The organism is Candidatus Eisenbacteria bacterium (assembly GCA_020847735.1).
Taxonomy (GTDB): Bacteria; Eisenbacteria; RBG-16-71-46; order RBG-16-71-46; family RBG-16-71-46; genus CAIXRL01.
This window is the reverse complement of sequence record JADLBL010000021.1, coordinates 57,882-76,489: the sequence shown is the minus strand read 5'-3', so window position 1 is coordinate 76,489 and position 18,608 is coordinate 57,882. Positions and strand designations below refer to the sequence as shown.

The 18,608-nt window shown below is 71.7% G+C and carries 15 protein-coding genes; 1 reads left to right on the top strand and 14 read right to left on the bottom strand.

Annotated elements, in window-relative coordinates:
- Positions 1-10: 10 nt before the first annotated feature.
- The 8 genes from IT347_11210 to IT347_11175 all read right to left on the bottom strand — a co-directional run bounded on the left by IT347_11210 (position 11) and on the right by IT347_11175 (position 7,585).
- Positions 11-1,264: a hypothetical protein gene (locus IT347_11210; GenBank protein MCC6350145.1), complete on the bottom strand. Its 1,254-nt coding sequence runs from the start codon at positions 1,262-1,264 to the stop codon at positions 11-13.
- Between the two features lies 1 nt (position 1,265).
- The gene (locus tag IT347_11205; GenBank protein MCC6350144.1) at positions 1,266-2,240 is read right to left on the bottom strand and encodes a DUF4097 family beta strand repeat protein; all 975 of its coding nucleotides are present in this window, start codon (positions 2,238-2,240) and stop codon (positions 1,266-1,268) included.
- Positions 2,241-2,388: 148 nt separating this feature from the next.
- Positions 2,389-2,601, bottom strand: a complete 213-nt coding sequence (locus IT347_11200; protein ID MCC6350143.1) for a hypothetical protein — start codon at positions 2,599-2,601, stop codon at positions 2,389-2,391.
- A gap of 281 nt (positions 2,602-2,882) precedes the next feature.
- On the bottom strand, positions 2,883-4,055 hold the full coding sequence (locus IT347_11195) for a PLP-dependent transferase (GenBank protein ID MCC6350142.1): 1,173 nt from the start codon (positions 4,053-4,055) through the stop codon (positions 2,883-2,885).
- A complete protein-coding gene (locus tag IT347_11190; GenBank protein ID MCC6350141.1) occupies positions 4,055-5,446 on the bottom strand; it encodes a pyridoxal-phosphate dependent enzyme in 1,392 nt (463 codons plus the stop codon). The genes IT347_11195 and IT347_11190 overlap by 1 nt, the downstream gene beginning before the upstream one ends.
- A 202-nt stretch (positions 5,447-5,648) precedes the next feature.
- Entirely contained in the window at positions 5,649-6,836 is a 1,188-nt protein-coding gene (locus IT347_11185) for a hypothetical protein (GenBank protein MCC6350140.1), read from the bottom strand.
- A gap of 78 nt (positions 6,837-6,914) precedes the next feature.
- A complete protein-coding gene (locus tag IT347_11180; protein ID MCC6350139.1) occupies positions 6,915-7,076 on the bottom strand; it encodes a hypothetical protein in 162 nt (53 codons plus the stop codon).
- A 215-nt stretch (positions 7,077-7,291) separates the two neighbouring features.
- On the bottom strand, positions 7,292-7,585 hold the full coding sequence (locus tag IT347_11175) for a hypothetical protein (protein ID MCC6350138.1): 294 nt from the start codon (positions 7,583-7,585) through the stop codon (positions 7,292-7,294).
- A 143-nt stretch (positions 7,586-7,728) separates the two neighbouring features.
- Here IT347_11175 and IT347_11170 point away from each other — a divergent pair, with 143 nt between their 5' ends.
- The gene (locus tag IT347_11170; protein MCC6350137.1) at positions 7,729-8,550 is read left to right on the top strand and encodes a metallopeptidase family protein; all 822 of its coding nucleotides are present in this window, start codon (positions 7,729-7,731) and stop codon (positions 8,548-8,550) included.
- 58 nt (positions 8,551-8,608) lie between these two features.
- Here the strand turns inward: IT347_11170 and IT347_11165 are convergent, their stop codons facing one another.
- From IT347_11165 to IT347_11140, 6 genes are all read right to left on the bottom strand, one after another.
- A complete protein-coding gene (locus tag IT347_11165; GenBank protein ID MCC6350136.1) occupies positions 8,609-8,947 on the bottom strand; it encodes a cupredoxin domain-containing protein in 339 nt (112 codons plus the stop codon).
- 115 nt (positions 8,948-9,062) lie between these two features.
- Entirely contained in the window at positions 9,063-11,387 is a 2,325-nt protein-coding gene (locus IT347_11160; protein ID MCC6350135.1) for a copper-translocating P-type ATPase, read from the bottom strand.
- A gap of 87 nt (positions 11,388-11,474) precedes the next feature.
- Positions 11,475-12,746, bottom strand: coding sequence for a hypothetical protein (locus IT347_11155; protein MCC6350134.1), 1,272 nt, complete (start codon positions 12,744-12,746; stop codon positions 11,475-11,477).
- A complete protein-coding gene (locus IT347_11150; protein ID MCC6350133.1) occupies positions 12,733-16,260 on the bottom strand; it encodes a hypothetical protein in 3,528 nt (1,175 codons plus the stop codon). The genes IT347_11155 and IT347_11150 overlap by 14 nt, the downstream gene beginning before the upstream one ends.
- Positions 16,257-17,576 (bottom strand): bifunctional folylpolyglutamate synthase/dihydrofolate synthase, encoded by a 1,320-nt coding sequence (locus tag IT347_11145; protein ID MCC6350132.1) that lies wholly within the window; start codon positions 17,574-17,576, stop codon positions 16,257-16,259. Before IT347_11145 ends, IT347_11150 begins: the two co-directional genes overlap by 4 nt.
- A gap of 22 nt (positions 17,577-17,598) precedes the next feature.
- Positions 17,599-18,525, bottom strand: coding sequence for an acetyl-CoA carboxylase carboxyltransferase subunit beta (locus IT347_11140; protein ID MCC6350131.1), 927 nt, complete (start codon positions 18,523-18,525; stop codon positions 17,599-17,601).
- Positions 18,526-18,608 lie beyond the last annotated feature (83 nt).

Here is an 18,608-nt window from a genome sequence, read left to right as displayed (position 1 = left end):
AGCGGGTGATTCAGGCGATCGGCGGCGACGCGGGCATCTCGTCCGCCGGAGGAGCGGGCGGCGGGGGCAGATCGTCGTCGCGGGTCAGCGGCCGGCCGCCGCGGATCCGGCTCCACCAGTCCTGCACCGTCCGGCGCCGGTATTCCGAACGCACCAGCGCTCCGGCGCCGAAGACCCCGAGCAGCATCAGGGCGGTGATGTACACGAACTTCAGCAGCCCGCCGAGAAAGCCGAACACCGGCATCACCGAGAACAGGTCGCCGACGATCCGCATGCCGTGCACCGCGCACACTCCCCAGAGCGTGGCCTGCACCAGCGTCACGGTCCCACCCTTGAGGCGCGAGAAGAGCTGCGAGCCGAGCAGCGCGTAGCCGATCACGGCCCCCCAGATGCCGGCGATGATGAAGAACGCGACGTAGCCGATCGCGACCGCCGCCGCCAGCGGAATGCCGATGATGGTGATGCACAGGATCGCGATCACGATCGCCAGCACGATCACCGACGGGATGATGAGGCCGAGGATCAGCAGGCCGATCAGGAAGCTCGTGCCCGCCTCCCGGCGCAGCGACTCGAGCGCCGCGGCCGTGCGGCCCGGCGCCAGCTTCACGATCAGGAACGCCAGCCCGAGCGTGATGAGCAGCCAGAGCAGGTGCGCGGCGATCTGGAAGCCCGTCCCGAGCAGGTTGAACATCGGGAACCACAGCCGCTTCGACCCCGCGCTCGGACCGGTGACTCGCTGACCGCGCACGATCGAGCCGGCTTCCTCGCGCAGCGTGCCGCCCAGGCACACGACGTCCTCGTCCACGACCGCGCTCGAGGCGAGCGTCACGTCGCCGCCCATCGCCGTCACGCTGCCGTGCACCACGCCCTCGACGCGGATGTCGCCGCCGAAGCTGACCACGTCGCCGTCCACGGCCTGCTCGCGCGGCACCTCGATGTCGCCGCCGAAGCGGACGATCTCGGCCGTGCGCTCGAGCGGTTCGGCGCGCGGAACCGGCGGTGCCGCCGGCACCGCCGGCGCCGCGGGTGCGTCAGGCACCGTGACCGAAACACCCCCGGGCCCTTTCACCTTCACCTTCAAGCCCGAGGCGACGTCCTTCGCGGGCGTGACCGGCCGGGTCGCCGAGCGCTCGAGGATCGCGACGCTTTCGGGCGGCACGGGCCGGAAGGTCATGGATTCCTGCGCGGACGCGACCCGGATTCCCGCCAGCAGGGCGACAGGCGCGATCGCGGCCAACAGCCACAGCACCCGGATGTTCTTCATCTCACTGCCCTCCGCTCGTCACGTGCAGGTCGCCCGAGACCGTGCGCGCCTTCACGGCCGCGCCTCCCCGACCGTACTTCGCGTTCATGAACCGCCTGCCGTGGCCCGTCAGGGTCACGGGCACGTCGCAATCAATGTCGCCGCTCGCGGTGGACAGATCCAGTGAGGCGCCGGAGCCCGAATCGAGAGCCAGGACGATGTCGCCGCTGAGGCTCGTAAGGTCCGCGGCCGCGAGTCGGGCGGCAAGGCGCGCCGAGATATCGCCGCTGGTGGACGCGAGCGTCAACGTGTCCACGGCGGATTCGACCGTCAGGTCGCCGCTCACGGACCTGGCATCGAGCGGGCCCGCGAACGTCGCCGACAGCTCGCCGCTGGTGGTGCGGGCGAGGGCGCGTCCCGTGCCCCGCAGGCGGATGTCACCGCTGACGGTGCCGGCGTCCACCCGGCCGCCGGCGGACCCGACCGTGCAGTCGCCGCTCGTCGTCCGCAGCCGCTGGACGCCGGCCATGCCGTCCGTCGAGAGATCGCCGCTGACGGCGTGCAGGTTCAGCTCGAGGTCCGCAGGGGCTTCGATGCGCAGGCGCACCTCGTGTGACGGCCCGAAGTCCCCGGCGTCGTCGCGGCCCGACAGGAGGTCCCAGAGGTTGACGCGAACGTCCACCCGCCGCGGATAGTTCACCCTGAGAACCCGGCGCGCACCCTCGGCCTGGCTGGTGACGCTGAGATCGGCCGCGAAACGCCGCGCCTCGGCCCGGTCGCGGCCCCGGCAGGTCTTGAGCGCCGTGACGTGGATTCGCCCGTCGGTGCTGGGCGTGACTTCGACGTCCCCCCGGGCATTGTCCACGTCGAGGGCCCGGACGCCCCGCGCCTCGAGCGTCTGATCGCTGCGCTCCGAGTAGCGGACCGACGCGGGCGCGGGCGATGCCGCCGCGAGGAGCGCGGCGCAGGTCACGAGGCCGACTGTCCAGAGTCTCACGGCGGAACCTCCTCAACGTCCGAGCGGCGGATGCCGTGCCTACGGCCGGTCCCTCGTGCAGGTTGCGCCACCGTAGAGGCTTGCGGCAGGCAAGCAAAAGGGGGAGCCGCTATCGCGTCTCCCCCTTCGGAGTCGGGAATCCGCCGCGTTAGTGAGCCGCGGTCGAATCCGCCTGCATCACAGCGCCGGAATCCGTCATGGCAGCCGAGCTGTCCGTCATCGTCCCAGCAGCCGGGGTTTCCGTGGCAGCCGGAGTTTCCTCCGCCTTCTGGCCACAGCCGAGCGCGGCGATCGCGAGGGTCAGCGCCAGCAGGGCGACCATCGAGAGAGCGAAAAGCTTACGCATCGTGTTCTTCGTCACCTCCTCTCACGTCCACCGCGCCGGCAGTTCCGGCGACGGCCGTGCATCTTCATGGGATTCGTCAGGTTAATTGGTGATCTCAACAGCCCGGGGTCGGAGAGCGGTGCGTGGCAAGCAGCTTCCCTGTGCTCGTCCTATTCGTAGCCGAATGCACCGCGCGCGCGCGGACCTAGCGAGAACATCGCGCGACGTGAAGCGAGCGCAGGCTAGGGATGGCTTCCCCACTTGTCAACTGGAATCTCGCACTTTTCACCCGGAAGACTGCCGGTAAGTGGCTGCCATCACAATATTTGCAGCGCATGCACCAGATCGGCCTTCAGATCGGCGACGTCCTCGATGCCGACCGAAAGCCTGAGCAGGCCGTCCACCAGGCCCAGCGCAAGGCGCGTTTCCCGCGGCACCGAGGCATGAGTCATCGAGGCCGGGTGGCAAACCAGGCTCTCGACGCCGCCCAGGCTCTCGGCGCGCGTGAAGAGCCGGAAGCGGTTGAAGACCGCCTCGCCCGCCGCGTGCGAGCCGTCGCCGGGAACGATCGAGATCATGCCGCCGAATCCGGACGCCTGGGAGCGGGCCAGCGCGTGCTGGGGATGCGAGGCGAGCCCCGGGTAGTACACGCGCGAGACCTTCGGATGCTGCTCGAGCAGGGCCGCGAGTTCGAGCGCGTTGGCCTGGTGCTGCCGCATGCGGACCGCCAGCGTCTTGGTTCCGCGCAGGCACAGGAAGCAGTCCATCGGCCCCGGCACCGCCCCGGCGGCGTTTTGCAGGAAGCGCAGGCTCGCGGCCAGATCGTCGTCGGAGGTGATCAGCGCCCCACCGACCATGTCGCTGTGGCCGTTCAGATACTTGGTCACCGAGTGCAGGACGACGTCCGCCCCCAGCTCGAGCGGCCGCTGGAAGTACGGCGTCATGAAGGTGTTGTCCACGAGCGTGCGGATACCGCGGCGCTTCGCCCGCGCCGAGATCTCGCGGATGTCCGCGAGTTGCATCAGCGGGTTCGTCGGCGTCTCGGTCCAGACGAGCTTCGTGCGCGGGGTGAACGCGGCTTCCACCCGCTCCGGATCGGTGCAGTCCACGAACGAGAACTCGAGTCCGTGCCGCTTCCAGACCTTGTCGAAAAGCCGGAAGGTTCCGCCGTAGGTGTTGTTTCCGCAGACGACGTGGTCGCCGGCGGAGAGCGTCTGCATGACGACGTTCGTCGCCGCGAGGCCGGAGGCGAAGCTCAAGCCGTGCCGCCCGCCTTCGAGCGCCGCGAGGTTCTTCTCCAGCGCCGAGCGGGTCAGGTTGTGCGTGCGCGCGTACTCGAAGCCCTTGTGGTGACCGAGCGACTCCTGCGCGTACGTGGAGGTCTGGTAGATCGGCGTCATCACCGCGCCCGTCGCCAGGTCCGGCTCCTGCCCCGCGTGAACCGCACGGGTCGCGAATCCCGCGTCCGGACCGAGCGTCTCGCCCGCCATCACTCGCCTCCCGCGATGAACTGCAGCATGTCGAAGCGCGTCAGGATGCCCGACACGGTCCCGCCGTGGCGCACGAGCACCGCGGCGTTGCGCGAGGCGAGCAGCTTCGTCACCGCCTCGGCCGGCTCGTCCCCGCCGACGATCGGCAGCGGCGGGGCCATGAACTCGTCCACCTGCTTCTCGAGCCGGCCGGGATTGGCGAGCGCGGTGCGCAGCACTTCGCCCTCCTCCAGCGTTCCGACCACCTCGTCGCCGCGCATCACCGGCAGCTGGGACACGTCGTGCTGCTCGATCAGCGTCAGCGCCCGGCGCAGCGGCTCGCCCGATTCCACCGAGATCAGCTGGCGCACCCGCGAGGCCTTGCCCGAGACCAGCCCGGCCACGCGCGTCGCCGACAGGTCGAGCAGGTGGTTGTCGCGCATCCACTCGTCGTTGTGCACCTTCGTCAGGTAGCGCTCGCCCGTGTCCGGCAGGAGCACGACCACGAGGTCGTTCGGCCCGCACGCCTTCGCGACTTCGAGCGCGACCCAGGTCGCCATGCCCGCGGAGCCGCCGACGAAGATGGCGTCCTCCCGGGCGAGGCGGCGCGCGGTGTTGAGCCCGTTCCAGTCGTCGCATTGCACGGCGCGGTCCACGACCGAAAAATCGAGGGCCCCCGGAATGAAGTCCTCGCCGACGCCTTCGATCTTGTAGGTGCGGGCCTCGCTCATCTGGCCCGTCTCCTTGTAGTGCTTGAGGATCGAGCCGACCGGGTCGGCGCCGATCACCTGAACCTTCGGGTTCTGGTCCTTGAGGTAGCGGCCGGTGCCGCTGATGGTCCCGCCCGTTCCCATGCCCGCGACGAAATGGGTGATCCGGCCGGCCGTCTGCTTCCACAACTCGGGGCCGGTCGTGGCGTAGTGCGCAGCCGGGTTGGCGGGGTTGTTGTACTGGTCCATCAGCACCGCGCCCGGGCGTTCGGTGGCGATGCGCCGCGCGACCGAGTAGTACGAATCCGGGTGCGACGGCTCGACCGCCGTCGGGCTCAGGAAGACCTCGGCGCCGAAGGCCTTGAGCAGATTCACCTTCTCGCTGGAGACCTTGTCGGGCATGCAGAACGCGGCCCGGTAGCCCTTCACGGCCGCGACCATCGCGAGCCCCAGCCCGGTGTTGCCCGAGGTGCACTCGACGATCGTGCCGCCGGCCTTCAGCCGCCCGCGGCGTTCCATGTCCTCGACCATGGCGAGGCCGATGCGATCCTTGACGCTCCCGCCCGGGTTGAAGAACTCGACCTTGCCGAGCACCGGGCAGGGCAGGCCCTTCGCGACTTCGCGGATCCGCACCAGCGGCGTGCCGCCGACCGTGTCGAGGATGGACTCGAAGTACTGGACGCCGTCGAGGACCTTGCTCACGGGAGCCTCGCTGAGGTTTGCGCGGGAGGGATGAGGCGTCGGAGTCGGCCGGCGCACCCCGCGAGGAAGGAGGCGGGGCCGCGTGCTCTGGGCCGGGCGACAAACTAGGCGGCCCCGCTCGGGCGCGTCAAGGCCGGCGCGGGCGAATCAAAGCGCGACGGCCCCCGGACGCATGTCCGGGGGCCGTCGTCCCGCCGCGGGCTCAGTGGCCCTGCATCATCTTCGCCTTGTTCGGATTGTCCGGCAGCTTGGGCAGGTCCGCCGGCACGCGGTGCAGGATGTGCGGCTCGTAGGTCGCGAAGTCGAACGTCGGGCTGTTGTCCGTGGTGTGGCACTGCTTGCACGTCGCCTCGGTGATCTTTCGCGCCTGCGCGGGATAGGCCTCGTGCTGCGTGCCCATGCCGTGGCAGACCTCGCACTGGACGTTGCCGAGCTTCGCCGCGTCGTCGCCGGTCCGGAAGCCGCCGGGTTGCTGGTAGCCGACGACGTGGCACTTGATGCATTCGGTGTCCGCGTCCTTCTTCACGTCCACGAGCGTCTGCCAGGCCTTCGCGTGCAGCGTCGTCTTCCACTGGTCGTACTCGGCCTGGTGGCAGCGCTGGCAGACCTGGTCGCCGACGTAGTGGTCCACCGCCGTCTCCGCGCCGCCCTCGAGCCGGGCCGCGTCGGTCGCCACCTGCTTTTCCTTCTCCTTCTTGCGCAGGAAGTCGTTGAACGCGTCCTCGAAGCTCTTGACGAGCGCGAGGATCTCGGGCTTCTCGCCCACTTCGGGACCGAGCAGGAAGGTCTCGCAGTCGCCATTGACCATCTTCTTCTGCGCGTCGAGCGTGAGGATCGTCCGGCCGATGTACTGGCCCTGCTCGCCGCCGTAGCAGGCGATGGTGTTCTTGATGAGCCGACCCTTGGGCATCACGGCGATGTTGCGCCCGACGATGACCGCGTCAATGCCGTCCACGGTGGCGACGAGATCCTCGCTCTCGACCTTGCCCAGCTGCGAGAGCAGCACCACGACCGTCGCGCCCTTCTTGCGCAGCTCCGCGACGGTGCGCTTCGCGGCCTCGGTCGGGTCGGAAACCTTCAGCGAATCGCGCGACATGCCGAGGTCCACCTTGTCGCTGGTCACGCCGAAGATGCCGACCGTCACCGTGCCCTTCTTCACGATCACGTACGGGTCCACCAGCGTCCTGCCGGTGGTCTTGTCCCACAGGTTCGCGGACACCAGCGGCAGCTTCGACCGCTTCCAGTTCGCGAGCAGGAAGCTGCGGCCGTAGCGAAGCTCCTTCTCGCTCACGTTCACGGCGTCGGTGTGCAGGAGCTTCATGGCGTCCATGAGGAACCAGGCGTCCTGCTCCCAGTCCTCGGCCTCGGGGAAGAAGAAGCCGTTGTCCACGAGCAGATACTGGCCGTACTGGACCGCGATGCTGTCAACGAAACTCGCCCGCCGGGCGAGGCCCCCTTTGGGCGTGTGTCAGCCGCAGGGACTGGTCTTGCCCTTGACGTCGGTCGTGGACAGGATGACCAGCTTGTCGGGCTCGAGGATCTTCGCGGACCTGGAGGCCGCACCGGCCAGCATCGCCATCGTGACGAGGGCGACGAGCAGCGCGGTCAGGCGAACGGCGAGCGACTTCATGAGCGGGGTGTTCTCCGAAGGAGGAAAGGGGGCGGTCACGCCGCGCGAACGGAAGTTGCGGGGAAGTCTAGGGAGACGGCCCCGCCCCGGTCAAGAGTCGAGCCCGACCGGAAGGTGACTTGGCGGGGTCTGGACAGGGCCCGTCCTTCGCGCCGCGGGGTTCGCCGGCTCCCCGGGGCCGCCTCGCCTGCCTCGTGAGCACAGGAGCGACCAGCTCAGTCCTCGATGCGGAACGGCCGCAGGAGACTCGCGCCGGGAACCCGGCGGCCCGAGGCGGCATGCACGATTCGAACCTCGAAACCGTAGCGGTCGAGCCCGAAGTGGCGCTCGATGAGCCGGACGAGGCCCTCGACCGTCGCGTCGGCGCGGATCGTCCGCCCGCGCCGGCGCTGTCCGTGGGCGCGGGCGAGCCCGGCTTCGATGCCGTCCTGGTAGGCCTCGCGGCAGAGCTTCTCGAGCGAGCGCCAGTGCTGCCGGCGCAGGCGGTTCAACGTGCGGGTCTGGGTCATGCAGCCTCCTCCTCGCGGACTTCGCGGGGTCCGACGGGCACTGTAGCAGAGCCTCCGCGCGACGCCGCTCGCGACCGGCGCCGTCGCGCGGCGGCACTCCCGGCTGGCGGTTCGGGAAGCGTCCGCGCTAGTGTCACCGCCCCATGGCCTCCTACGACGCGCTCAGCGAACTCGACTGGGTCCAGGTCGAGCGCATCCACGATCTCATGGACGAAGGCGAACTCGACGAGGCCCGCGTCGCGCTCGACGCTTTGCTGCGCAAGCGCCCTCGCCAGCCCGACCTGAGGATCGTGGACGCCACGCTCCACCTGGAGGAGGGCGAAGCGGCCCGAGCGCTCGCCTCGCTCAACGGCGCGGAACGCTCGGCCGACCCCGCCCATTACTTCTACCTGCGCGCCGCCGCGCACTACGACCTCGTCCGCTTCGAGGAGGCGCTCGCCGACGCCGAACGCTCGCTCGCGATCCACCCCGACTACGCGCACGCCTGGGATCTGCTGTCGCGGGTGAAGGAACATCTCGGCGATCCCGAGGGCGCCGCGGCCGCCGCCACGCAGGCGCAGGAGATCGACCCGGAAGGCTTTCCGCCGGCGCTCGAGGTGCCGGCCGGGGAGTTCGACGAGCTCGTCGAGAAGGCCGTCGCAGAGCTGCCGAAGCCGGTCCGGGCGAAGCTCGACGAACTGCCGGTCCTGGTCCAGGACCTGCCCGATCGCACGATGCTCACCGGAGAGGAGCCGCCGCTCACTCCCGACCTGCTGGGGTTGTTCGCGGGCCGGCACATCTTCGCCCGCTCGACCTCGGAGCCTCCCGAGGCGCCGGGCGCGATCTACCTGTTCCGTCGCAACCTGCTTCGCTCGTGCAGCGACCGCGAGGAGTTGGAGCAGGAGATCCGCATCACCGTCCGGCACGAGGTCGGCCACCTGATGGGCCTCGACGAGGACGAGCTGGACGACTGGGGGCTGGCGTAGCGACGCCGGCCCTGAGCGCGCACGGTCCGCGGCCGGTCCGCCTCGAGCTGTCGCGCTCCTACTTCACCGCCACCTCGCCCTTGTACATGTTCATGCCGCAGGCGTAGTGGAACGTGGCGGGCTTGTCGGTCGGGATGCTGATCCGCACCGCCTCGTTGAGCGGCAGGTCGTACTTGAGCCCGGTCTCGACGAAGATGGCCTCGGTCGCGCAGGTCGCGTCGTCGGTGCGCGTGATGATCAGCACCGCGGGCTGCCCGGCCTTGAACGAGACCCGGGCGGGTTCGAACCCGTCCGCGCTGGCCTTGACCTGGATCTCCTTCGGACCGTTCGAGGCCGCACAGCCGGCGAGCAGGAGCGCCGCGGCGAGGGCCGCCATGCCGGCGAGTGTTCGCTTCATGCCACCACCTCCCGCCGCGCCGCGCGCGGCCTTGCGTGGGTCGGAAGCGCCGCGCGGTGCGCGGCGGACGTCCGGCGCGGACGATAGCATTCCCGCCGGCGTCCGCGCACGATCCTCAGGAGAATCGCCTCAGGCGCAGCGACGACGTGACGACGCTGACGCTGGACAGGGCCATCGCCAGCGAGGCGAGCATCGGGTGCAGCGTGCCCCGCCAGCCCCACAGCGGGCCGCCGGGGCCGTTGCCCGCCAGCAGCGGCGCGAGCACGCCGGCGGCGACCGGGATCAGGACGACGTTGTAGGCGAACGCCCAGAACAGGTTCTGGCGAATCACCTGCATCGTGCGGCGCGCGAGCCGGAGCGCGTCGCGCACGGCCATCAGCTCGCCGCGCACCAGCGTGATGCCGCTCGCCTCCATCGCCACGTCCGTGCCGCTGGCCATGGCCAGCCCGACGTCGGCCTGCGCGAGCGCCGGCGCGTCGTTGAGTCCGTCGCCGACCATCGCCACGCGGCGGCCCTGCGCCTGCAACCACGAAACCTTCGCCCGCTTGTCGGCCGGCAGGACGTCCGCCAGCACGCGCTCGCGGGCGATGCCGGCGCCGTCGGCGATCGCCTGCGCGGTGCGCGCGTGGTCGCCGGTGACGAGCCAGACCTCGAGCCCGTCGCGGCCGAGCGCCGCGATCGTCGCCGCGGCGTCCGGGCGCGGCGTGTCCGCGAGCCCGAGCAGGCCGAGCAGTTCGCCGTTCTCGGCGACCGCCACGACGCTGCGCCCGCGCGATTCGAGCGACTCGCGCTCGCGCGCCAGTGGCGAGTCGTCGGCGCCGTAGTCGGCGAGCATCGCCCCTCGCCCGGCGACGAGCGCGCGCCCGCCCGCGAGCGCCCACACGCCGCGGCCCGGCGTGGCGCCGAAGTCCTCCGTCTCGAGCGGCTCGACGCCGCGCTCGCGCGCACCGCGCACGACCGAGGTCGCCAGCGGGTGCTCGCTGCGCGCCTCGGCGGTCGCGGCGGCGCGCAGCAGCCGGACCTCATCCACGCCCGGCGCCGTCACCACGTCGGTGAGCTGCGGCGCGCCACGCGTCAGCGTGCCGGTCTTGTCGAACACCACCGCGCCGACGCCTGCCGCCGCCTCGAGCGCGCGCGCGTCGCGCACCAGCACGCCCAGTTCCGCCCCCCTGCCCGTGCCGACGATGATCGCCGTCGGGGTCGCGAGGCCGAGCGCGCACGGGCAGGCGACGATCAGCACCGCGACCAGCCGCAGCAGCGCCGTGGTCAGGCCGGCGCCGGTCGCGAGCCAGACGACGAACGCGAGCAGCGCGATCGCGATCACCGCGGGCACGAACACGGCGGCGATCCGGTCGGCCAGCGACTGGACGGCCGCCTTGCTCGACTGGGCCCGGTCCACCATGGCCACGATCTGCATGAGCATGGAATCCGCGCCGACGCGATCGGCGCGCATGCGGAACGCGCCGGTGCCGTTGAGCGTCGCGCCGGTCACGCGCGAGCCGGGCCCGACCTCGACCGGGATGCTCTCGCCGGTCAGCATGCTCTGGTCCACGGCCGAGCGGCCGTCCTCGAGCACGCCGTCCACAGGCACGCGCTCGCCCGGCCGCACCATCAGCAGGTCGCCCGACCGCACCGCGTCGAGCGGCACGTCCTCGCCCGCCGTGTCCGCGGCATCGCGCAACCGCCGCGCGGTCCGCGGCTGCAGGTCGAGCAGCGCGCGCATGGCGCGCGAGGCGCGGGCCTTCGCGCGCGCTTCGAGCAGCCGCCCGAGCAGGATGAGCACGACGATGGTGACCGCGGTGTCGAAGTACACGTGCGCGCCGTGATGCTCGCCGACGGCGGCCGGCCACAGCGTGGCGACCGCCGAGTAGGTGAAGGCCGTCAGCGTGCCGAGGCCGACGAGCGTGTCCATGTCCGGGGCGCGGCGGGCGAAACCCTTCACCATGCCGCGCACGAATCCCCAGCCGGCGACGAACTGGACCGGAATCGTGAACAGCAGCTGCAGCAGGTTCGACGTGTCGCCCCGCAGGCGCAGCAGCCCGGGCAGGACCAGGTCCACGTGCGCGAGCACGAACACGACCGCGCCGAATCCGAGCCCAATGGCGAAGCGGCGGCGCACGTCCCGCACCTCGAGGTCGCGCTCGCGCCGCTCGGCGTCGTCGGCGACCGGGGTGCTGACGACGTGCGCATCGTAGCCGGCGCCGCGGACGGCGGCCGTCAGCGCCCCGGCGTCCACCACGCCCGCGAGCCCGACTTCGGCGCGATGCGTGGCGAGGTTGACCGCCGCGGAAGCGACGCCCGGCACCGAAGCGAGCGCCGATTCGACGCGGGCGACGCACGAGGCGCAGTGCATGCCGGAGACGCGCAGGCGCACGGTGTCCACCACCGGAGGCGGCGTCTGGGTTTCGCGGCGCAGGGTCTGCAGGGGAACGAAGGACATGATCGGACCTTTCCGTACCGGTTGGAGTCGCGTGCTTCGGGTGGGGATTCCTCTCCCGCCACGGCCGACGCCTCCTAGGCCGGAACCTTACACGGGCGGAACCGCGGCGCCCGCGCCCCCGGCCCCTTCGGCCTCTCCGGCCGCGTCGTCCCAGGCTTCGAGCCCGATCGAGCCCCGCCCGCACGCGGCACACGGCAGCCGGTAGCGGCGCAGCGCGGGATGGGCGAGCCATGGCGCGATGGCGGCGCGCGCCGCGCGCGGCTCGAAGGCGGCGATCGCGTCCCAGGCGCCCGCCACGGCCGCGTTCGCGTCCGCGAGCGCGGCCCCCCGCATCGGCGGCTCGGCGAGCAGCGCCGCGGCCAGCTCGCGAGCCAGTGGCTGCGCCACGCGCGCCGCGTCGCCAGCGCCCTCCGGCCCGAGGCGCGCCCAGGCGGCCAGAACCAGGGCGCGGTCCCAGAAGGTCGAGTGCTCGAGCAGGTCCTCGCCCTCGCGCAGCGAGACCAGGTCGGGATCGCCCAGCTCGCCGCCCTCGCGCCGGGCGAGCGTGCGTTCGGCCAGCAGCGCGAAGGCCAGCCGGCCCACGGTGGCTTCGCTCCAGTAATCCGGCGCCGCGCCCGCCTCGGCACGCGCCTCCGCGATGGCCTGCGCGTCCGGCCGGCCGGGCGTCGAGAGCACTGCGCGGTGCACGCGGAGCGAGGCTCGGTTCCAACGGGCCTCGCGGCCGTCACCGGCCAGCCGCAGGTCGGCGGCCGCCGACTCCCAGTCCCCGGCCTTCGCGTGCAGCGCGCCGCGCGCGAGCCGGGCCCGCGGGTCCTCGGCCAGCGCCAGCGCCCTCGTCCACTCCTCGAGCGCGCCGCCCGGGTCGCCGAGCCGCTCGCGCGCGATCGCGCGCGCCGCGTGCGATCGGGGCTCGTCGCTCCCGCCGGCCGCGAGCACCGCGCTCCACGCGCCGCGCGCCGCGGCGGCCAGCGCCTCCGCCAGCGGCGGCGCGTCGCCGTCGCGCACCGGCGGCGGCGTCAGGTCGGTCAGGAAGCGCGGCCGCGCGGGCAGCAGCGCCATCAGCGCTCCGGCGTCGCCCTCCCAGGCGGCGAGCGTGGCGTCGAGGTGCTGAAGCCGGCCCCACAGCTCGGCGAAGCGCGGCGCGCCCGTCGTCAGCGCGCCGCCGCACGCCGGGCAGGTCGGCGCCGCTCCCGCGGCCAGCAGCTGCGGGCGCTGGCAGGCCTCGCACCAGGCGTCGCGGCTTTCGCGCCCGCCGTCCTCTCCGGCCGCGCCCCGCGGGGCCGGGAGCGGGCCGATCCATGCCCCGACCGCGCAGGCGTCGCACGCGAGCCGCGCGCGCCCCCGGCTACTGGATGCCACCAAAGCTCTGCACGCGCGTGCCGCGTTCGAAGTAGATCTCCTTCTGGTCGTGCACCCCGAGCCGGAAGTAGTACTCGGCCTCGCCGCCCGGAATGAACGAGCGCGTGAAGACCGCGTCCCAGCAGTGCAGCCGGCGGGTCAGGCTGAAGCGCTGCGAGAGGATCTGGCGGCGGGTCACGTCGAGCGCGGTCGAATAGTCGAACTTCCAGTTGGGCGAGAGCTCGTAGGCGAGCACCGCGTTCGCCGACTTCTGTGCGCTCCACGAGGGGCCGGCGTAGCCGCCGCTGTAGGAATACGCGACCGACAGCCGCCACGACTCGCGAAAGTCGTCGTCGGAGACCAGCTGATCGGAACGCAGAGTCTGGTCCACCGCCAGCGCGGCGGGCTGCCGCCGGACGCCGCTGCTCGCCAGGTTGACGCCGATGTTGTACGACAGCGTGCGCAGCGGCCGCGGCGAATACACGTCCACGACGCTCGACAGCGCGCCGGCGGCGATGCCCGGCGGCTGCAGGACGAGCGAGGAGTTGAGCGGTCCGAAGGCGTGGGTGCCGGGCGCGTGCCGTTTGCTCCACAGGAAGTCGTACGTGCCGCTCGTCATCCACGACAGCAGGTTGTCGAGCCGGGTGATCTTGTCACCGTCCCGGAACTTGAGCTGGAAGCGCTGGTCCACGCCGAACTGCAGGTAGGCGGCCTCGAAGCCCGAGACGCCGATGCCGCCGAAGCTGTTGAAGCGGTTCCGGAGCGTCCCGGTCGTGTCGCGGTACTGCAGCGACTTGAACTCGGGGCTGTACACGACCGCCGCGCTCGGCGTGACGATGTGGCGCAGGCCGGCGAGCTTCGGCACGGGCGGCTTGAAGGTGCCGTAGAAGGTGCTGCTCAGCCCGAGCTGGCTCGACCACGTCGCGGCCGGCACGATGCGGTGCCCGAGCTCGTCGAAATCGAACACCGCCGCGTTGCTGGACAGCGTCGGCGAGGCGTTGAGCCAGCCCCACAGCCGGCGCGAGTCGGACAGCGACAGCGAGGTCTGGAAGCCCCGCCGGAGCGTCCGCTGCTGGCCGAGGGTGGTCGTCGAGTCGCGGATCGCGCCGAGCGAGTCGTACAGGTACGTGCGCCCGGCGACGAACGCCCGGCGGGTGCCGTAGCTGAGGAAGTTCGCGCTCAGGCTGAAGTAGGTCGTCGCGAGCGCGGTCTCGGCCTTCGTGTCCTTGAAGAGCCCCCAGCTGCCGAGCGTCCGGGTCGGCAGCACGAACGCGAAGCTCGGGGTGGAGGTCGTCAGGTTCGGCAGCGACGCGAACGTGCCCGGGTCCGGGCCGTGCAGCGGGCCGGTTCCGTCGGGATCCTTGATCGCCTCGTCCGCGTCGAGGTCCTGGATGCGGCTCAGGGCGCCGTTGAACGCCGCCCAGTCGGCGTTGTGCGAAACGGAGACGCTCGAGTTGAGGAAGCGGTTCAGCCGCTGCGCGAGCGTCGCGCCCGACAGCGGGCTGGCGCTGTAGTCGCGGCTCGAGGTGAAGTTGCCCCGGGCGACGAGCCGGGTGCGCGGCGTCAGGTCCTGCTGGTGGTCGGCCTCGAACACGTAGTCGTCGCGCCGCGTCGCGTCGTTGTGCTCGAAGCGGCCGTTGAAGCGTCCGTCGAACGCGTACAGGAGCTTGTAGTTGCCCTCGCCGCGGATCGCCCACGCCGGCTGCGCCTGGTAGTAGTCGCCCGACAGCGACAGGTCCATGTAGTCGTTGATCGCCCAGTAGTAGCCGGCGTTGCGCAGGAACTGCCCGGTGCGGTTGCTGAAGCCGAACTCGAACGTCGGGAACAGGAAGCCCGAGTGCCGCCCGGGCTTGATCGGGAACACGTAGAACGGCAGCGCCAGCACCGGCACGTTGCGCAAGTAGAAGACCACCGGCTTCGCGACCAGCTTGTCCTTCAGGTAGATCTTCATCTGCCGCGCCGCGAAGTGATAGTGCGGATGATCGAGGTCGCAGGTGCTGTAGGACCCGTGCAGGACGTCGAGCTGGTTCTCGCCCGCCTTGCGGATGCGGTCTCCGCGGTAGAGCCCCTGCTCGTACTTCGTCTCGGCCTGGTAGATGGTGCCGGTGCGCGACTCCAGGTCGTAGGTCATCAGGTGACCGTCCACGCGGTCGCCCTTGTCGAGCAGCACCGGGCTGCCCTGGGCGACGAGCGTTTGCTTCTCGCTGTCGAACTCGACGCGCCGGGAGCTCAGCTCGAGCTCGCGGTAGGTGAGGTGCGCCTGCCCCTCGAGCACGATCTGGTTCTTCGGCACCACGAACTCGATCACCCGGCCGTCGTACTTCACGACCTCGTTCGCCACCGCGAGCGAGTCCTTCGGGTCCACCGGCGAGCGGTATTCGCCCTGCGCGTGACCGACGACGCGCGCGCGATCCACCTTGCGGTCCTTGAACCACACGAGGATCGAGTCGCCGTTGGCGAGGTTCCGCTCCTGCGTCCTTCCCGCCGTGGCCGGGGCGGTGTACTCGTTCCGCGCCGCCCCGACCGCGAGCAGGCTGTCGATGCGGTTGCGGGTCACGAAAACGTCCACGCGCCGCCCGGTCAGCCGGCTCGTCTCGCCGGCGTTGTCGGCGCGCCCGCCCGCGTAGTCCATGACCGCGTCGCCGTGCACGACGACCCGCTCGAGGCGGCGGTCCACCGCGACGGTCTCGAGCGTGTCGCCCGTCACGACCGTCTCGTTGTCCCAGGCGCGCGGGCTGCCGTACAGGAAGCCGTGCCCGGTCGAGTCGTTGAACACCGCGCGATTGGCGCGCACGCGCATGGTGTCGCGCGTGACCTGCACCGAGTCCACCGCCTCGGCGATCTTGCGGGCCGAGTCGAGGCGCAGCAGCAGCGCCGTCATGGTCGTGACGGCGCCGTCCTTGTCGCGCGTGGTCATGACCGGCCCGCCGGTCGCGACCGCGACGCGCGAGCGGCGGTCGAAGTCCACGCGCTGCGACGCCAGCTCGACGTCGTTCTCGTCGTCCCAGCCATGCACGTTGCCGCGCGCCTTCACGAGCATCGAGTCGCGCAGGTAGGTGGTTTCGTCGGCGCTCAGCCGCTGCTTCTTCTCGTGACCGGTCACGCCACCGCCGAGATGGGCCGTCCCGGTCGAGCGGTCGTACCAGCCGTAGGGCGCGCGCAACACCGCCTCGCGGTCCACGATCACCACGTCGCCGTCCAGGTTGAGCCGGTCGTCGTTCTCCGAGAAGGTCGCGTGCCGGCAGGTCACGGTCGTGGTGCTGTCCACCAGGCGGACGTTCCCCGTCAGGTCGATCAGGCCGTTGCTGCGCTCGTAGCGGCCGTTGTCGGCGGTCAGCACGGTCTTGCCGCGCGTCACCCGCAGGTTGCCGTTCAGGAACAGGACGTCGCCCGCTTCGGTGCGGCCGCCGGTCATGTTGTCGGCGGTGATGTGAAACGGCGGCTCGGCCGGCGCCGCGGCCGCGCCCGGCGCGGTCAGCGCCAGCGCCAGCGCCAGCGCGGCCGCCGCCCGGTGGCGGCGGGCCCGGGCGCTCACTGCTGCTCGCCCGGCGCGCCGCCGAACGCCTCCATCGCCTCGCCGACCGCGAACAGCGAACCGCACAGCAGCACGCGGCCCGGCGCGGTCCCGCGGCCGTCGGGGCCGTGGTCCAGCCACGGAGCGAGGGCCTCGCGCACTCCCGGCGCCGTTTCGGCCTCGATCCCGAGGCCGCGGGCGATCGCGGCCAGCCGCGCCGGCTCGAACGCCCGCTCGCTGCGCGTGCGGCCGAGCACGAGGCGGGCCTGTGGCGCGAACGCCTGCAGGCGCTGGAGCATGGCGCGCGCGTCCTTGTCGTGCCCGCAGGCGAACACGATCGCGACCGGCGGCTCGAAACCCAGGTCCTCGCGCCAGGCGTGCACCAGCTCGCGAACGCCGTCGAGATTATGGGCGCCGTCCCACCACAGCCGTCGCACCGCGGGCGAGGGCTCGAGCCGGCCCGGCCAGCGCGTCCGGGCGAAGCCTTCGCGCAGCGCGTTCAGCGAGATCGGAACGCCGCCCCGGGCCAGCAGCGAGAGCACCGCGAGCGCGACGCGCGCGTTGGCGCGCTGGTGGCGGCCGCGCAGCGTGGTCTGCAGCCGGAACGTCCCCCACGGTTCGCACTCGACCGTGAGTCGCGTGCCCCAGCCGCCGTACTGCGCGTGCGTCACGTCCACCAGGTCGCGCGCCTGGTGCAGCGGCGCGCCGACCTCGCGGGCGACGCGCGCGACGGCGCTCGCGGCGACGTCGTGCTCGACTCCCGAGACCGCGGGCACTCCGGGCTTGAGGATCCCCGCCTTCTCGATCGCGATGCGCTCGTGCGTGTCGCCGAGGACCTCCGCGTGGTCGAGGCCGATGCTGGTGATCGCGCAGACCTGCGGGCGCAGCACGTTGGTGGTGTCGAGACGGCCGCCCAGCCCCACTTCGACCACCGCCCAGCGCACGCCGTGGCGGGCGAACCAGTCGAACCCGAGCGCGGTCGCCACCTCGAAGAACGTCCGGTCCCGCGCGACGGGCAGCGCCTCGATCGCCGCCAGGCGCTCCGCCAGCGGACCTTCGTCCGGCCAGCGGCCGCTCACCCGGATGCGCTCGCGGAAGTCCACCAGGTGCGGCGAGGTGAACAGGCCCGTCTCGAGCCCGCAGGCGCGCAGGGCGCCCTCGACCAGCGCGCACACCGAGCCCTTGCCGTTCGTGCCGGCGACGTGCACCGCGCGGAAGGTGTCCTGCGGGTCGCCGAGCGCGCCGAGCAGGCTGCGGGTGCCTTCGAGGTCCAGTTTGTCGCGACGGCGCTCGAGGCCGTAGAGGGCTTCGAGCTGCCGCTGAAGCGTCGAGCTCACGGAGATGCTGCCGTTCGGGAGTTCAGGAGTCCGACCGGGGGGCGTTGGGATCGTACGCGTGCGGGGAGGAACCGCCTTCGGGCGCGAAGCCGCGCGTCGAATGCCAGAAGTAGCGCAGCAGTTCGCCCACTTCAACACGCATCTGCTTGCGGTGGATGATGCGGTCCACGAAGCCCTTCTCGAGCACGAACTCGGCGCGCTGGAAGCCCTTGGGCAGATCCTCGCCGATGGTCTGGCGGATCACCCGCGCGCCGGCGAAGCCGACCAGCGCCCGCGGCTCGGCCACGATGACGTCGCCGAGCGAGGCGTACGAGGCGAGCACGCCGGCCGTGGACGGATCGGTCAGCACCGAGACGAACGGCAGCCGCTGTTCGCGCAGGCGGGCGAGCAGCACGCTCGTCTTCGCCATCTGCATGAGCGACAGGATGCCCTCCTGCATGCGCGCGCCACCGGTGGCCGACACGATGACGACGGCACGGCGTTCCCGCATGCCGTCCTCGATCGCCCGCGCCACCTTCTCGCCCACCACCGAGCCCATCGAGCCGCCCATGAAGAAGAAGTTCATGAGCGCGACGCTCACCGGGACACCGCCGAGGGTCGCGACGCCGGCGATGGCCGCGTCCTTCTCGCCGGTCTCCTTGCGGGCGGCGGCGAGCCGGTCGGGGTAACGCATCCGGGCGTCACGGAACTCGAGCGGGTCCGCCGCCTCGAGGTCCGCGTGCCGCTCGGCGAAGCTGTCCGGGTCCAGCAGGTAGCCGGCGTACTGGCGGCCGGGTACCCGGAAGTGGTGGTCGCAGTTCGGACAGGTCCAGAGGTTCTCCTCGAGAACCGTCTGGAACAGGGCCTCCCCGCAGCTGTCGCACTTGGTCCACAGCCCCTCGGGAAGGTCCGGGCGCTCGGGCCTGGGGCTGCTCTTGATGCCGGTGCGTTCGCGCTTGAGCCACGACATGCGGTTCGGGAATCCCTTTCGGGGAGCGGCGGCCCGTCGGCGCCGGCCCGCGTCCGCCGCGGGCCGGGACACCTTATTACGGC

What these genes read in the sequence shown, in the direction of transcription:
- IT347_11210 (MCC6350145.1), bottom strand. Translation starts at nt 1,264, where the DNA reads ATGAAGAACATCCGGGTGCTGTGGCTGTTGGCCGCGATCGCGCCTGTC.
- IT347_11195 (MCC6350142.1), bottom strand. Translation starts at nt 4,055, where the DNA reads ATGGCGGGCGAGACGCTCGGTCCGGACGCGGGATTCGCGACCCGTGCG.
- IT347_11180 (MCC6350139.1), bottom strand. Translation starts at nt 7,076, where the DNA reads ATGAAGTCGCTCGCCGTTCGCCTGACCGCGCTGCTCGTCGCCCTCGTC.
- IT347_11175 (MCC6350138.1), bottom strand. Translation starts at nt 7,585, where the DNA reads ATGACCCAGACCCGCACGTTGAACCGCCTGCGCCGGCAGCACTGGCGC.
- IT347_11170 (MCC6350137.1), top strand. Translation starts at nt 7,729, where the DNA reads ATGGCCTCCTACGACGCGCTCAGCGAACTCGACTGGGTCCAGGTCGAG.
- IT347_11165 (MCC6350136.1), bottom strand. Translation starts at nt 8,947, where the DNA reads ATGAAGCGAACACTCGCCGGCATGGCGGCCCTCGCCGCGGCGCTCCTG.
- IT347_11160 (MCC6350135.1), bottom strand. Translation starts at nt 11,387, where the DNA reads ATGTCCTTCGTTCCCCTGCAGACCCTGCGCCGCGAAACCCAGACGCCG.
- IT347_11140 (MCC6350131.1), bottom strand. Translation starts at nt 18,525, where the DNA reads ATGTCGTGGCTCAAGCGCGAACGCACCGGCATCAAGAGCAGCCCCAGG.